Source organism: Enterococcus sp. 22-H-5-01, assembly GCF_050310005.1.
Taxonomy (GTDB): Bacteria; Bacillota; Bacilli; order Lactobacillales; family Enterococcaceae; genus Enterococcus_A; species Enterococcus_A hailinensis.
Window position 1 is genome coordinate 1,494,347 of the sequence record NZ_CP189993.1, and the last position, 15,425, is coordinate 1,509,771.

At 37.7% G+C, this 15,425-nt stretch carries 12 protein-coding genes and 1 pseudogene; 1 reads left to right on the top strand and 12 read right to left on the bottom strand.

Features of this window, described 5'->3' with window-relative positions:
• Positions 1-88: 88 nt before the first annotated feature.
• From ACQKTA_RS07595 to ACQKTA_RS07640, 10 genes are all read right to left on the bottom strand, one after another.
• The gene (locus ACQKTA_RS07595; RefSeq protein ID WP_427813343.1) at positions 89-1,543 is read right to left on the bottom strand and encodes a helix-turn-helix domain-containing protein; all 1,455 of its coding nucleotides are present in this window, start codon (positions 1,541-1,543) and stop codon (positions 89-91) included.
• A gap of 310 nt (positions 1,544-1,853) precedes the next feature.
• Complete coding sequence (locus tag ACQKTA_RS07600; protein ID WP_332580418.1) at positions 1,854-2,225, bottom strand: type II toxin-antitoxin system PemK/MazF family toxin; 372 nt, start codon at positions 2,223-2,225, stop codon at positions 1,854-1,856.
• Between the two features lie 33 nt (positions 2,226-2,258).
• On the bottom strand, positions 2,259-3,386 hold the full coding sequence (alr, locus tag ACQKTA_RS07605) for an alanine racemase (protein WP_427813344.1): 1,128 nt from the start codon (positions 3,384-3,386) through the stop codon (positions 2,259-2,261).
• Positions 3,387-3,405: 19 nt separating this feature from the next.
• Positions 3,406-3,756, bottom strand: a complete 351-nt coding sequence (gene acpS / locus ACQKTA_RS07610) for a holo-ACP synthase (protein WP_332580420.1) — start codon at positions 3,754-3,756, stop codon at positions 3,406-3,408.
• A gap of 193 nt (positions 3,757-3,949) precedes the next feature.
• On the bottom strand, positions 3,950-5,527 hold the full coding sequence (gene cshA, locus ACQKTA_RS07615; RefSeq protein WP_427813345.1) for a degradosome RNA helicase CshA: 1,578 nt from the start codon (positions 5,525-5,527) through the stop codon (positions 3,950-3,952).
• Between the two features lie 331 nt (positions 5,528-5,858).
• Positions 5,859-7,214 carry a UDP-N-acetylmuramoyl-tripeptide--D-alanyl-D-alanine ligase gene (locus ACQKTA_RS07620; protein WP_427813346.1) on the bottom strand — a complete coding sequence of 452 codons (1,356 nt, stop codon included), beginning with the start codon at positions 7,212-7,214 and terminating at the stop codon, positions 5,859-5,861.
• Between the two features lie 134 nt (positions 7,215-7,348).
• On the bottom strand, positions 7,349-8,422 hold the full coding sequence (locus ACQKTA_RS07625) for a D-alanine--D-alanine ligase (protein WP_332580423.1): 1,074 nt from the start codon (positions 8,420-8,422) through the stop codon (positions 7,349-7,351).
• Between the two features lie 100 nt (positions 8,423-8,522).
• Complete coding sequence (locus ACQKTA_RS07630; RefSeq protein ID WP_332580424.1) at positions 8,523-8,972, bottom strand: YaiI/YqxD family protein; 450 nt, start codon at positions 8,970-8,972, stop codon at positions 8,523-8,525.
• Positions 8,956-10,302, bottom strand: coding sequence for a hypothetical protein (locus tag ACQKTA_RS07635; RefSeq protein ID WP_427813347.1), 1,347 nt, complete (start codon positions 10,300-10,302; stop codon positions 8,956-8,958). Before ACQKTA_RS07635 ends, ACQKTA_RS07630 begins: the two co-directional genes overlap by 17 nt.
• Before the next feature lie 16 nt (positions 10,303-10,318).
• Positions 10,319-11,218: a metallophosphoesterase gene (locus ACQKTA_RS07640; RefSeq protein ID WP_427813348.1), complete on the bottom strand. Its 900-nt coding sequence runs from the start codon at positions 11,216-11,218 to the stop codon at positions 10,319-10,321.
• Between the two features lie 134 nt (positions 11,219-11,352).
• On the opposite strand from ACQKTA_RS07640, the gene ACQKTA_RS07645 reads away from it, so the two are divergent.
• Complete coding sequence (locus tag ACQKTA_RS07645; RefSeq protein ID WP_427813349.1) at positions 11,353-11,754, top strand: hypothetical protein; 402 nt, start codon at positions 11,353-11,355, stop codon at positions 11,752-11,754.
• Between the two features lie 61 nt (positions 11,755-11,815).
• On the opposite strand, the gene gshAB is transcribed toward ACQKTA_RS07645, so the two are convergent.
• Both gshAB and ACQKTA_RS07655 read right to left on the bottom strand, forming a co-directional pair.
• Positions 11,816-14,077 (bottom strand): bifunctional glutamate--cysteine ligase GshA/glutathione synthetase GshB, encoded by a 2,262-nt coding sequence (gene gshAB, locus ACQKTA_RS07650; RefSeq protein ID WP_427813350.1) that lies wholly within the window; start codon positions 14,075-14,077, stop codon positions 11,816-11,818.
• Between the two features lie 314 nt (positions 14,078-14,391).
• Positions 14,392-15,335, bottom strand: a pseudogene (locus ACQKTA_RS07655) (LysR family transcriptional regulator).
• Positions 15,336-15,425: the final 90 nt, after the last annotated feature.

The window sequence follows — 15,425 nt, forward strand, 5'->3', positions numbered from 1 at the left end:
ATATATTTACCCTTTTTTTATTAAAAATCCCGACTTTATTACTTCATTTTTTTATTATTTTCCACAAAAAAGAAGGCCAAATAGCCTTCTAATGAATTTCTTTGACAACTGCACCGATGGCGGAAAGATCCACTTCTGTTATGAAATCATCAATGATTTTTAAATTGCTGTATGGATATTTTTTAATTGGAAAATTTGTTACCACTAAGTCATATTTTTTAAAACTTTCATCATAATGGAATTCTAAAGTGGAACCTTCGTAGATTTTGATCATTACACGATAATAGAAACGGCTTTGAATCAACTCAGCAATCATTTTAGCATGGCTCTTGCCTGAATCACTAACAACTAAAATTTTGACTTTAGATGAACGAATATCTAACGATAGTGCCAAGCCTTCCCATTCTTTGAATAAGATAGCCAATACAGCAAAGTGAAATTGACTGAACCAAGGATCGCCGGTCGTTCGTTCTAACTGCAATAACAATTGATGGACGTATTTTGTAAAATGTGGAAATTGCGATTGTGCATTCCTAGAAAAATAGGCTGCAGAATCAAAAAGGATCGTTCGCGAGTAGGGATACGACTGATATTTGGTTTTGATCCTTAATAGCCGTTTAACCATGTACTGTTTTTTTTCTGGAGTCAGCGAAACATCGTAAATATGCTCTAGTTCGTCGATAAATCTTTCTAAAGCTGCGGCTGTCTCCAGACAATCTTTATCTAAGACCCCATTCACACAACTGCATAATAGACTATTCGCTACTTCATCTTGCCAATGCTCCGTCACACAATAATTTGTCGCATGGACGATGCGATCTGCAAATGGACGTAACCTCAAAATTTTTTCCATCGTTCTCTGATTAGCCGATAGATTATCAGTAGCTTTAGAATAAAAACCTTGAGATGTGCGAACGATCGTTACTGCCAACAAGTAGCTATTTTCCAATAACTCACGATCGTTGCAAGCTAACTCAAAAGATAGATTCATTTTTCTAATGAATGCGATAACATTTTCTCGTTCTACGTCGAAGGGCCATTCATTGATTCCATATTTTTCTAAAAACAGTTGGACATAAAAATCTCTAACCCAACATTCATTTTCTGCAGTAATATAAAATGGACGTCGATTTAAAATCAAACCTTTTTCTGCTAAAACGGTATCTATCTGCTTTATCATCCGATAAAAAGTTGCTTCACTGATATATAATTCGTTCAACCAGTACTCAATCTCTTCATTCGGCTGAAAAAAAAGTCGTTCTAAAAATAGGAAGGCTTCGGATTCTTCCATTAAATTTCTAGCCAGTTGTCGCGTCTTATTATGCAGTGCCTCATTCAAACGTAACCCGTTCATTCGGGAATATTCTACGCCGACATGTTCTCCCCAATAATCATTGATCGCTTCTACATCAGATAAGACTGTCTTAGTTGAACAATCTAATAATTCTGCAATCATTTCAGGGTTTTGCCACCCCAATAAATCCCGTAATACGCCAATAATCGCTAGATGCCTTTGGGTCGTATTCTTAAGCAATCGCCGCACAAAAAAACCTCCTAACGCAACAATTAATCCTTTAATATCATTAATTAGTTTTTTGATTATAATAATATTTTATCATTATATCCCGAAATAACCATACCTAAATGTAAAAATATCACATTTTATTTAATATTTTTTGCAATTGATATCGTAGTAACATTTTTAATTATTTTAATCGGTTATTTATGTATTCAAAATATGATGGGCATAACAAAAAAAGCCTAAGATGAATAAATCATCCTAAGCTTCAATTACAATAATCTATTATGATATCTCAAATATTTTTTATAATGATAAATCAATTTTTTTGATTTTATGTAAGACTAGGTGTGACTTCCGATACCGTTTCGATCCCAACACTGATACGCAATGCCGCATCGACTTCCGCCATCAAACAAGGCTCTAAATGACAAACTTTTTCCTTCAAACGGGATTTATCAATCGTGCGGATTTGCTCTAATAAAATGACTGAATCTCGCTCGATTCCTGTTCCGTTCGATGGGATCCCAATATGTGTTGGTAATTTAGGCTTTGCCATTTTTGCCGTGATCGCAGCAACAATGATCGTCGGACTAAAATGATTGCCTAAATTATTTTGGATAACCAACACTGGGCGTATGCCGCCTTGTTCGGAGCCGATCACGGGCGATAAATCTGCAAAATAGATATCACCACGTTTTACCATAATTCTCCTCCCAAAATTTTAAGATCATCCGATCTATTCTTGATAAATTCTTGGAACACGTTCAGAAAGAATACAACAAATCTCATAATGGATCGTTCCTAAATGATCAGCAACGTCTTGCATCGTGATTTCTTTGTCTCTATTTTTCCCAATCAAGGTTACTTTGGTACCAACTTTGACTTCTTTAGGCAAACGAATCATTAATTGGTCCATACATACTCGCCCAATAATTTCACAAAATTCGCCATCTACTAGTAACGAAAAACCTTGCATCTTGCGAATCCAGCCATCAGCGTAGCCGATAGGTACTGTACCGACCCACTCTGCTTCCGACGTATCGTAGGTTTTTCCGTAGCCGACACTTTCATTAGCTGCTAATTTCTTTACTTGGATCAATTCAGAAACTAATTCCATTGCAGGCTGTAAGTTATAAGGTTCAGGCAACTCATGCCCCGATGGATTCAATCCATACATTCCAATACCGTACCGAATCATATTTCCAGGCATTTCTTGATCATGCCATAATGCCGTAGCGCTATTACTTGAGTGTACATAACGAGGCAAATGATCTAAAACCGCAAGAACTGCTTGAAATCGTGAAGCTTGTTTTTTCCAATAAGAAGAATCTACTTCATCTGCTGTAGAAAAGTGGGTAAATAGTCCCTCCCAAACCATATTAGGAGAAGCTTCCACGATTTCTGCTGCTTCCTTCACTTCTTCAGGGGTCACAAATCCGATACGACCCATTCCAGTATCTGCTTTGATATGGATTTTGATTGGTTCAGTCATTTCGGTTAAATCCTTTAAAACCTCTTGTGCTTCGATCAGCCAATCTTTTGTCGCCACAGTGATCGACAAATCATAATCCACTACCAAAGAGAGATAGCTTGGAAATACCACACTCAAGACTAAAATCGGTTCGATAATTCCAGCTTCTCTTAATTCAATCGCTTCGTCTAAAGTCGCCACGCAAAAACCAGTTGCGCCAGCTGTCAATGCTGTTTGCGCAGTAGCAACAGCTCCGTGCCCATAACCATCCGCTTTTACGACTGCAAATAATTCTACATCTTTTGGTAAACGATCGACTTCATTTTTGATATTTTCTCTTAATGCTTTCCTATGTATAATGGCTCTCGTTGGTCGATGATAAGTTACAACCATAAACTAAGTATCCTTCTTTCTATTCTTCCAAAACTACTTGGGCAATTGCCAGTTCATCTGTATGCGTCAAACTAACAAATACATTCCCTTGATGTGGTGATTTTGTAAAGGTCGGCGCACCGCTCTTATCACGTAAAATTTCTAGATCTTGAAAACTAACTTTTCCGATCCCCGTACCCCAAGCTTTAGAAAATGCTTCTTTGCATGCGTATCGCCCTGCTAAAAATTCTACCTGACGATGGGAAGAATGGCTAGCAAAAAGGGTCTGTTCTGCCGGAGTTAAGATTCTTTCAACAAAATGCGGGCGACGCTCAATAATTTTTGCCACTCTTTCAAGTTCTGTTGCATCGATTCCGATTCCTTTGATCATTACTCCAACCCTTTCATATATCTTCTTTATTTTACCAAAGACTTTTTCAAATACCACGTTTTTCTCTAAAGAAACATTACTATTTTTTCAAAATAGCTATTTCAAATTAAATTTTTTTGTATTTTTGGTGATATAAAATACGAAAAAGCTGGAACAAAAGTTTTTTCTACTTTTGTTCCAGCTTTTTAAATTTTTAGTCGTTTGAATTTGAACGAATGACAAATCCACGTTTTTTATCGTTGTTACGATTTGTGTTTGTATTTTTGTTGTTGCCGTTACTACGTGATTTGTTGCCACCGTAATTTTTGTTTTTATTGTTATCACTGTTACGATCACGGTCTTTGCGGTAGTTATCTTTACCACGGCCGCCGCGATTGTTGCCACCACCATTACGTTTGTTTCCGCCACGATTTCCACCGCGGTTGAATCCGCCTTTTTTATTTGAAGGCAATGGACGTTCTGGAGTGATTTTAACTGGAACTGAATCCGCTGGGTCTTTAGCAACTGTCTTCAATAACAATGCTGCTAATTCTTCAGCAGAATAAGTAGCGGTTAATTCTTGAGCAGTTTCACTATATTTTTCTAGGCTAGCAGAATTTTCTTCCATTTGGCTTTGGATTTGCTCCATCGCTGCACCTAATTGACCTTTGAATGCTTCTATTTCAGTCGGTGGACGTAATGTAGTCATACGTTTTTTAGTTAAGTTTTCGATTACATGTAAGTAACCCATTTCGTTTGGTGTCACGAAAGTTACAGACATACCGCCTTTACCTGCACGGCCTGTACGACCGATACGGTGAACATAGCTTTCTGGATCTTGTGGAATATCATAGTTGTATACATGCGTTACGCCTGAGATATCTAAACCACGGGCAGCAACGTCAGTCGCAACTAAAATATCAAGATTACCAGCTTTAAATGAGCGTAAAACACTCATCCGTTTTTGTTGTGATAAATCACCATGGATTCCTTCAGCTTTGTAGCCACGAGCTTCTAATCCACGAGCTAATTCATCCACACGACGTTTTGTACGTCCAAATACGATCGCTAAATCTGGTGTTTGAACATCGAATAAACGTGTCATGATATCGAATTTTTCAAAATCTTTTGCCCGAACATAGTATTGATCGATCAAATCAGCAGTCATTTCTTTCGCTTTGATTTTCACGTGTTCAGGTTGGTTCATAAATTTAACGCCGATTTTTTTGATTGCATCTGGCATTGTTGCTGAGAACAACAATGTTTGGCGTTCTGCAGGGACTTTACTGATGATTTTTTCGATATCTTCTAAGAAGCCCATGTTTAGCATTTCGTCTGCTTCATCTAAAACTAATGTTTCAACTGTTTCTAGTTTTAATGTGTGACGGTTGATATGATCCAACATACGTCCTGGTGTACCAACAACGATATGTGGACGATCTTTCAAGCCACGAATTTGGCGACCGATATCAGCCCCACCGTAAACAGCTTGAACACGAACTTTTTTATCTCGACCTAAACGATACAATTCTTCTTGTGTTTGGATTGCAAGTTCACGTGTTGGTGAAATAACCAAACCTTGTAAAGTATTTTTAGATGTATCAATTTTGTCTAACATTGGTAGTCCAAAGGCTGCTGTTTTACCAGTACCTGTTTGTGCTTGTCCAATAACGTCTTTTCCTGCTAATGCTAAAGGAATAGTTTGTCCTTGGATCGGTGTTGCTTCTTCAAAACCTGCGCGTTCAACCGCGATCAATAGTTCTGGTGATAATTTTAATTCATTGAATTTCAAATGATATCCTCCTAATGTATGTTGACCTTATCATTTAGAGCGTATGGTTAGTTATCTGCGTTTGGGCTGCAACGTCCCTTTAGTTGCCACCTTTGGCGATAGGTACCGAAAAACCGCTCCGCGAAGTCAGGCGGAAGGATCATCTCTCACAAAAAGTGGCTGCGACATCGTTCATTTGAATAATGTCCCAACCGCTCCTTAGAAATAATTGGTAAGCCAGTAGACTTATCCACTAGCGAATCTTTAATTTATTGGATGACTCATCAATCATTACTTCATTTCTCGGCAATGGCTCATTCTAGCACACCATTTTATTTTCTGCAAGTTTTCACTATTGTTGTAAAGCTTCCACTAGTGTAAACAAGCCCATTCCATTACTACCTTTTAATACAATACTATCTTCAGCTTGTAGGCTTTCCTTTACAGCTTCAACCAATTGCGCCTTTTCATCTTTAGCAAAATAATGAACCTTAAGATTTTGATAACGATCAGCTAATGCAATTTTTAAAGCTTTCATTTCTTCTCCATACAAGAATATTTCTTGAAAATCTTGTTCACTAATATGATTGATCATGTTGGCATGTAGTGCCGATGACTCTTCACCTAATTCTAACATATCTGCTAAAACAGCAATTCGGCGTCCCTCTGTAGGAAGTTTGGCAAAAGTATCTAAAACTAATGCCATCGCTGTTGGATTCGCATTGTACACATCACTTAAGATATCCGCGCCATTTTTAGCTTTTAACCACTGTGTACGATTTTGAGTAACTTGAACATACGCTAATCCTTGGAAAATTTCTTCATTATCTAGACCATACCAACGTCCGATTGCTAATGCGATCAAAGCATTTTGAACATTGTAGCTTCCTGGTAATGGGATTTGATAGCCGCTATCATCTACAGAAAAAACAGTTGCTCCTTTATTTTCATTTAAGATCGTAGCTGAGATATCCCCTTGTTGGATACCAAAAGTTTCAATCGTTTGTGACAATGAACGGATACGATCTGCTAAAAGAGGTTCATCTGCAGGAATGACCAATAAACCATCTGGTGCTAAACCGGTAGTAATTTCCATTTTAGCGTCGGCAATTTTTTCTCGCGATCCTAGATTTTCAATATGTGCTTCACCAATGATCGTGATAGCTGCAACATCTGGTTCTGCTAATTCAGATAATACACTGATTTCATTTGCGTGATCCATACCCATTTCAAGGATCAATTTTTCGGTTCCTTCTGGCATGTGTAGAATCGTATAAGGCAACCCGATATCATTATTATAATTTCCTTGCGTTTTATACGTCCGATACTTCTGGCTAAGAACAGATTCTGTCATGTCTTTTGTCGTCGTCTTCCCATTAGAACCAGTAATAGCGATCACATCTGGATGTTCTTCTAATAAATAATAACTTGCTAATGCTTGGAAAGCTGCAAGTGTATCATTCACTAAAATAACCGCAATCCCTTCTGGCGCAGTCGCTGGATCGCTGCTCCATAATGTTGCAGCCGCTCCGTTTTCAATTGCTTTTGACACAAAATCATGACCATCATTTTTTCCTTTTAACGGAACAAATAAATCGCCGTTTGAAATTTTGCGTGTATCGAATTCGACACCAGTAACGGTCACCTCATTTTCCGTCAATACTTCACCTTGAACGGCTTTGCTGATGATTGTCGTTGTAAAATTCATGGTGTTCCTCCCATATTAATTGTCTCTAGCTACAGGACTAGTCGATTGTGTTAAAAATCTTCTATTAGGAAAAAAGGAGTGTGACATTTTTTGTCACACTCACATTTCAAATCCTGCTTGTGATATAACGTGGCTTACTTATTCAAATGCAATGCAGCTTTCATTTCGAAACGTTTCTTTCCTAATTGAATCAATTCTTCAATCAAATCACCATATTTCAATCCCATGTTTTCCCATAATAATGGATACATACTGAACTCAGTAAAACCGGGCATTGTATTTAGCTCATTTAAGAATAATTCATTCTTATTCGTTAAGAAGAAATCGCAACGGCTAAGTCCAGAACCGCCTAACATCGTGTAGGCTAACTTAGCATATTCACGTGCTTTATCCATCACTTCTTCCGGAACATCCGCTGGAATTGCCATTTGAATTTTATTGTCGATATATTTTGCATTGTAATCATAAAAAGCGACTTCTTTTACCACTTCACCTGGTAATGTCGTACGTACATCATCGTTACCTAAAACAGCGACTTCGATTTCGCGAGCATCGATTCCTTGTTCAACCAAAGCTCGAGAATCATAAAGATAGGCTTCTTGCAGGGCTTTTTGTAATTCTTCGCGATTTTCGGCACGCGAGATCCCTACACTTGAACCCATGTTAGCAGGCTTGATGAACATTGGATACAACAACATACCTTCGCATTTATCAAAGACTTGTTTTGGATTTTCTTTCCATTGATTCTTTAAGACAGGCACATAGGGTACTTGGGGAATACCGCCTGCTTGTAAAATATACTTTGTCATGATTTTATCCATTGCACATGCACTAGTCATTACACCAGTACCTACATACGGCATATCCAATGTTTCTAAGAAACCTTGGATCGTTCCATCTTCACCATTCGGTCCGTGTAAAACTGGGAAGACGATCGCGTTGTCTTCTTTGATTTCGCCAGCTCCGATGACTCGACCGCTGAATCCTTCTACAACATTGCCCGTTGGATCCCATGTTAAGCGCAACACTTCATCTGTCTCTGGTGCTTCCGTTAATAATGGGCCTTTGACCCATTGACCGGTCTTATCAATATAAACAAGTTGGACTTGATAATAATCAAAATAAACCGCAGAAATTACTGAAAAAGCCGATAGAATCGCTACATCATGCTCTGGACTCTTTCCACCATAAAGTAAAATAATTTTCAACTGAATGTCCTCCATTACTTTCTGATCTTTCATATTTTAGCATAAAAACTAGAATCTCCAAAAAAAAGTTTTACAAGTATTACGAAGCTTATCATTTATGTTACAACAAATCGCTTGAAATCAAGTCTTCTAGGACTTTCTTAAAATGAGTACGATCTTCATTTGTAAAAGGTCTTGGTCCTTTTGTACGTTGTTTCGCTTGCCGCATTTTACTACCAATAAATCGTTGGGTCAATAAAGAATCAATGTTCATCGCTGTATATTCCATACCTGATTGATGCATGACGTGTGCTGCTTTCACTAATGTCAAAGAAGCTAACCCATAATCTTGTGTAACTAATATGTCTTCTGGTTTGATCACCGAAACGATTTTAAAATCGGCAGAATCAGCTCCGCGATCAACATAGATAAAATCTACGAATTCAGGGTACTCTTTTGTCGAATAATGATCAATACTTGTTACGATCACTACAGGTAATGAAAATTTCTTAGCAACCTCGATTGTCGTTTCTTTTACTGGTGAACCATCGCCATCAATGATTAAACGCATCTTTGCCCATCCTTCCTACAATATAAATTCCTGCTAATAATAGGACGATCGTTGCAAATTTAACAAGATCCATCGTCCCAAAAATTGCTTGAGTATGCAGGTTTTTTAGTAGAAAAAGATCTCGTATCGGCAATTCCTTCTCCCATAATGTCGCGCCTAATAAAAACATCAAAATAAACTGATGGGTGATGCTGCCCTTATTTGAAGTAGAATATTTTGCCGTAATCCGTTGCTGTTCAGGAATACTATCGGTTTGATAATATAGGCGATTCAACCAAGAACTGGTACTTTTTTGGAAAAATGTCAAAACAAAAATAGCAAGTGGAAAGATACTTCGAATACTTAACAGCAATAGACCAACCATCAACCCAAACAACTGAAAAACAAGTGGATTTTTCGCTTTTTTTCTTAATTTGCCTGCAACCAATAAGGCGCTGATTGTCGCTAGAACATACGGTAAAAACAAGTATAAACCTTGAGCAGCACTTCCTTTATAAACTGCGATATAAAATGCCCCGAAAAGAAAAATAAAATTTCCGATCATTCCATTTAAAAATGTCAGAGCATTTTGCCATAACGGTAATTTCCAGCGGTCTTTAACCTGATGAATCACTACGATGGCTAAAATAAAGATACTTGCAAACAAAATGATTGAACCATCTAATAATTTTTCGTTGAATAGCAAACGCCCACTACGTAATAAAAATAAAGCACTGAAAAATAAAACGAACCAAATCAATTCTGGGATCGAAAAAACATGTTTAGGTAATTCTTTAAAATCCATTTCATAATGTGGGTAATGCTTTACAGTATGATAGGCACATATGTAATACAAAGTAATCATACTTGGTACGACGACCATTTGAACCGGTAAGCTTGCAGTCAATCCAAAACCTAAAGGGGCTAAAACGACCAAAGCATAAAGATATCCTTTACTAGTCATCGAGCGAAATCCCTGAGTCTGCTCATAAAAATTGACACTAGTATTTGCAGCTGGCAACCAGGCCGCGCTCAGCCCTAATAATATGCTGCCAAACAAATAACTAGAAAAATAAATCGTTCCTAGTAATGTCAAAAATGCGCCAAATCCTCCGATTAAAAGCGCCACCATTAATAGCGTATACTGATCGATAGAACGATGCAACCCACGAATCAAAAAGATTCCTGTTACACGAAAAGTATAGAATAAAACAAAAGGCATCGCTGTCATAGCAATACTAGAATGAATCAAATGGATAAATAGTAAATAAGGAACGATCACTAAGGTATTCGCTAAAACAAAGGGTGTAGTCTGAGTAAAACGCCGAAAAAAATTCTTGATAGTTTCCATTGAAACGATCCTTTCGTCAGTAAGAGATTAAAGTTATCGCTTGGCGAAACTCTTCTATTAAATGCTCTTTTTTATAGGCAGCAAAAGCTGTTTGGTTTTTATTCAGTATACTCCGCATTTTAGTTGGAATAAATACCTCTGCCAATTGATTTTTTAAAATGAAATCGCGAGTGATCCGCCACTCGTAGTAATAACCTAATGGACGACAACTATAGATCGTCTGATTGATGACTTGATCAGAAAAGCGTCGATGCGTATGACCAAAAACCACTTGTTGGATATTATCATAACGATCCAATAATTCACCTAATGCTTTGGAACCTAGAAAGGCATTCAATTTATTCCAAATTTGATATTTCCCGCTTAAATGAACGATAAATTCTGCTTTAGGAACAAAATGAGTGGCTAGAATCACTTGATAATTTTTTTGAGCCAAATCATCCAATACTAATTTTAATTCCTTCAGAATTGCTTGATCAACGGTTTGATCATCTGAAAAACGATCAATGATCCGATCAAACCAATAAATATTTTTAGTCGAACGAATTTTTTTAGGATCAGTTAATTCAGAAAAACCATAATCGTACCAACCATTGAAACCTAATAAGACCGTCTGATCGGTCAATGGCAGATAGCGTAAGTTGAGAAAATGACTATCGGGATAATGTTCGATCATCTGTTCACCTTGAATATTCCCCATCTCATGATTGCCTAAATTAAAAGTCGTCGGAAGGCCTTGATGACGAAAAAAATGGTTCACTGCCAAAGTATGAGCGATTTTATTTGCGGTATCACCAGCAAAATGCAACCGTGTCACCTTGTTTTCTTGTAATAAATCAAACAATAATGCCAGCTCTTCATCACCAAAATGATTGATATCTGCATGTAGGTCTGTAATGATGGCTAATGTCCCCATTTTAATGCCTCCTTCTTCTTTGTTTACTTTACACAAAACGAACAGATATTGCGAATCAAATGCAAAGAAAACGACGGTACTTTTTTTAGCTTGTGCTATACTTAACTAAAAGTAGTATCTTAAGGAGGATACCTATGGTTACGTATCGCAATTTGCAAACCGATCTATTGCAAGCGCTTGATCAGCATGTCGATATTTTAAAAGAAGTCGAAGATATTGAGTCAGCAGAATTACCCGGTTTTTTATTTATGATGCGCAGTTTAGGATTTATGTTGGACCGAGCAGCATTAGTCTTAGCCAGTAAAGATGATGATGAGATGTATTACATGATGTTTGAATACTATCTGTTGTTGAATGAGTTAAAACTAAATCTAGCCATGAACTTTTCTTACGCTACCTTGCAAGGAGCGCCTTTGATCGAGACGGTCAATCGCTTTCCCACTACCTATGAGAAAGAAATGAAACATTGGTGGGAGGCGCGGACTGGTTTAGTAGTCGAAGAAACCAAACAAACGATCCAACTCGAAGAAATCTAATCTTCTAGAACACAAAAAGAGGTTGGACCAAAAGTTTAAAACTTTTGGTTCAACCTCTTTTTTAATATGTTAGTTCGGGATATAAGAAATGAAGGACGTCCATCGTCAAGCGTCGGCTCTTGCCAGCATATGGATAGATATGCATATGCATCGCTGGATTGAAGTTAGCTTCAATGATGCCGTAATCTTCATGATTTTCATAAGGTTTGTCTTTATCTGGAATAATCAAATCAATCCCACTGATATTAGCACCCAGTGCCGCAACAGCATCGATGGCAATTTTTTTATAACTTTCATCTACTTCATCAGTAATATCGATGGAATCACCGCCGGTAGAAACATTCGAATTTTCACGTAAGAAAACTTGACGACCTTGTTCAGGAATACTATCGATTTGAAGTCCTTGTTCTTTTAACATCAATTGTTCTAGTGCACCCAGTTGGATCACTTCCAACGGCGAACGATGATGTGTGCCCCGTAATGGGTCTGCATTTTTTTCAGCTACCAGTTGGCTGATCGTTCGTTCGCCATCTCCTACAACATTGGCTGGGATTCGTAACAAAACAGCCTTGACCTGACTATCGATCACGAAGAAACGGTATTCTGTTCCTGGCATGAATTCTTCAATGATCACTGCGTCATCTTCTGCAAATGCAATCGCTAGACCAGCATTGAAATCTTCGATCGATGTTTCATTTTTAAAAATCGTGATTCCGAGACCATAATTGGTTGATTTTGGTTTTATCACAAAAGCTTTCTTAGCAAACCGTAAATAAGCTTTTTTCGCTTCTTCGATCGAGCCAAAAGTCTCTCCGGCTGGGACACGGAAACCAGCACGAGCTAAAATTGTTTTAGTCACTGTTTTGTTCGCCATCAATAACGGTGCGATGTAGGTATCTTTACTCGTCATATTAGCATTTTTCACTAATTCTTGATGAGTACCATGTTGTAATTTTACAAATTGATCTTGACGATCCAATACTTCCGCTTCGATTCCCATTTGGATCGCGTCGAATAAAAGATTTTGTGTCGATAATTCCATTTCTTGGAAACCTGCTAATTGGTATGGATGTGCCCAAGCTTGGTCATAAAATTTGCGACCCCATTCAGTAGCAACCACTGCTTGACCTTCCTTTTCATCTAAGACAAAAATTCGAGCAGCTAAGGTTTCTGCTGGATGATCCAACCAGTTTTGATACGTACGTACCAATTCAGAGCCTTCTAATGATAATTCTTTGATCATTTGCAACATTTCTGCAAAAATTTGTTGGCCTTCTTCATAAAATGCTGTTGGTTTCGTTGGATGTTCTAATGATACTGCATCACTGATCCGATTACCCTCGGCTACCCAATCATCTGCTGATAATTTTTCATCTGTCCAAAGTAGATACAGCATGAATAAATGAATGAATTTGATTTCATCGGCATCGATACCCACTCGATCAAAAGGATTCAAATCGATATTTCTTAATTCAACATAACGGATACCCGTGTGGAAAAGATCGGCAACTTTTTTCCCACCGCGCATTCGAATCGGTACATAGAATTCTTTTTCTTCTGACAAACGTCCTCGAGCTACATTTTCAGCCAAATCTTGGCTATAACGAGTCAATGATTCGTAAGAAACTTGGACATCCGGTTTATTGACATAACCATACTGGCTAGTACGGATACTGCGAACAGGTTCGTTCGGACGATCTTCGCTATCAAAATAACGGGCCTCGCTTAGTGGACTCGCACCAAATAAATACGTGATCAACCAACGATAACGTAAAAAGTTGCGAGCGATTTTCATATATAAATGCGTCTTGAAGTCCTCTAAAGACGTTTCTTGTGTTTGAACTAAAAATAGCTGTTCAACTAGATCCAACCCATATTCAAAGTTGAAATGGATCCCACTGACCATTTGTTTTCTTTTGCCATATTCACGTGCCAAATAACGACGATATAAAACATCGGCGTGGTGCTCTAATTTTGCGATGTGGATGTCTTCTTCTTTTTCTGGCAGTGCTGGCGGCATTGAAAAGGGCCACATCATTTCATCTTTAGGTAAGCTACGTTGCGCTACATCATGGATAGCTTCTAGATAAGCCAGTACTTCCTCCACTGATTCAGTAACGGGCGTGATCAACTCTAATTGTGTTTCAGAAAAATCTGTTTGGATATATGGATGAAAATTACGATTACCTACCGTTGAAGGGTGGTTCGATTTCGCCAATTCACCATCCAGAGTGACACGTTGGCTTTCTTTTTCGATCCCGTATCTTGCTTGCAGCAAGAATGGTCTAACTGTTTCTTGCTCCATCATATTTTTTATGTTCATTTGTTTGTATCCCCCTTCCCAGCTACATTATATAGAATATTACACATAAACAGAACGGAAATGCTTAAAAAAAAGATTGTTCACAATATAAAATACAAATGAGATAACAACGGTAGTTTTATTTAAACATAAAAAAGACTTGAAGAATTTTCAAGTCCTTTAGATCAGCCTCAAAATAAACTATTTAAGGATATGCCAAAGAACGTGATGAGCATATACACATCATATTTTTTGGCCTCATTGTGTTAAAAAACCATATTAGTTTTTTGCGAGTTAGGTAATTAAAAAATTTGATTGGTAGCGATTGATTTTTTTTATGGATACGTGATTGTAGATCCTAAAGAACAGGCTCTGTTTGAAGTCTCATAGTCTGCTAAAAAACATTTGATTTCATTGACGAAAGCCAGCTGGATCTGACTTTTCGCTCGTGATTTGTTAAAAATAGCGATCAACTCATGTTGCGCCGAGTGGGCTAATGGCCGTAATTCGATTTGTTCTTTGGCAAAACTTGTCACGATACCCAGACCTGAAGCATAGGCATTCGAAGCACTCAATAAATTAAGTAATGTCCCGCGATCGTTAGTATGCAAGACGGTTTGTTGACTGGGGATCGTTAACGGGTCTTCATCTAAATGAGCCAAACCATGATTTTCTTGGGAAAATCGAACTTGTGGATACGACTGTAATTCTTGGATAGTGATCGTTTTTTTTTCGTTAAGGGATGATGTTTGCCTAAAAATATTTGCGTTGGAAAATGACCTAAAACTTCCCAAGATAGATTTTCTTGCGCAAAATACCGTTGGAATATTTTACGACTAGCTGGACTTAGATACAGAATACCTACTTCACTTTCAAAATTTCGGACACTTTCTAAAATGCGCTGAGTGGTTGTTTCAATCAAATGAAACTGCTGGTATTGATCATCATAATCTTCCATTATCTTGAGAAAGGGCTGATACAAAAAATCATAATGCTGAGCTGTGACTGTAAAACTTTTTTTACCCGATTCTTGGTAATGCTGTTCTAATTCATGGACTTGAGCTAAGATACGTCGCGCATAAAAAACAAAATCACTACCTGCTTCCGTTAATTTTGCTCCTGCTTTTGAACGTTCAAATAAGCAGACATTTAATTCTTTTTCAATTTCTTTGACAGATATGGATAAGCTTGACTGGGTAACGAACAGCTCTTTAGCAGCTTGACTAAAACTCCCGATCTCAGCGATCGTTACGACATACCGATATTGTTGCAGATTCATTTGCTTCCCTCGCTTCTTTCTAAAAAGGGATTTGATCAACTCAAATCCCTTTTTATTTCCTATTTTTAACTTGTTTCAAACAACCTAGCT

Excerpts from the sequence above, each read along its gene's own strand:
- ACQKTA_RS07600 (WP_332580418.1), bottom strand. The coding sequence starts at position 2,225 with ATGGTAAAACGTGGTGATATCTATTTTGCAGATTTATCGCCCGTGATC.
- alr (WP_427813344.1), bottom strand. The coding sequence starts at position 3,386 with ATGGTTGTAACTTATCATCGACCAACGAGAGCCATTATACATAGGAAA.
- acpS (WP_332580420.1), bottom strand. The coding sequence starts at position 3,756 with ATGATCAAAGGAATCGGAATCGATGCAACAGAACTTGAAAGAGTGGCA.
- ACQKTA_RS07620 (WP_427813346.1), bottom strand. The coding sequence starts at position 7,214 with ATGAATTTTACAACGACAATCATCAGCAAAGCCGTTCAAGGTGAAGTA.
- ACQKTA_RS07630 (WP_332580424.1), bottom strand. The coding sequence starts at position 8,972 with ATGCGTTTAATCATTGATGGCGATGGTTCACCAGTAAAAGAAACGACA.
- ACQKTA_RS07635 (WP_427813347.1), bottom strand. The coding sequence starts at position 10,302 with ATGGAAACTATCAAGAATTTTTTTCGGCGTTTTACTCAGACTACACCC.
- ACQKTA_RS07640 (WP_427813348.1), bottom strand. The coding sequence starts at position 11,218 with ATGGGGACATTAGCCATCATTACAGACCTACATGCAGATATCAATCAT.
- ACQKTA_RS07645 (WP_427813349.1), top strand. The coding sequence starts at position 11,353 with ATGGTTACGTATCGCAATTTGCAAACCGATCTATTGCAAGCGCTTGAT.
- gshAB (WP_427813350.1), bottom strand. The coding sequence starts at position 14,077 with ATGAACATAAAAAATATGATGGAGCAAGAAACAGTTAGACCATTCTTG.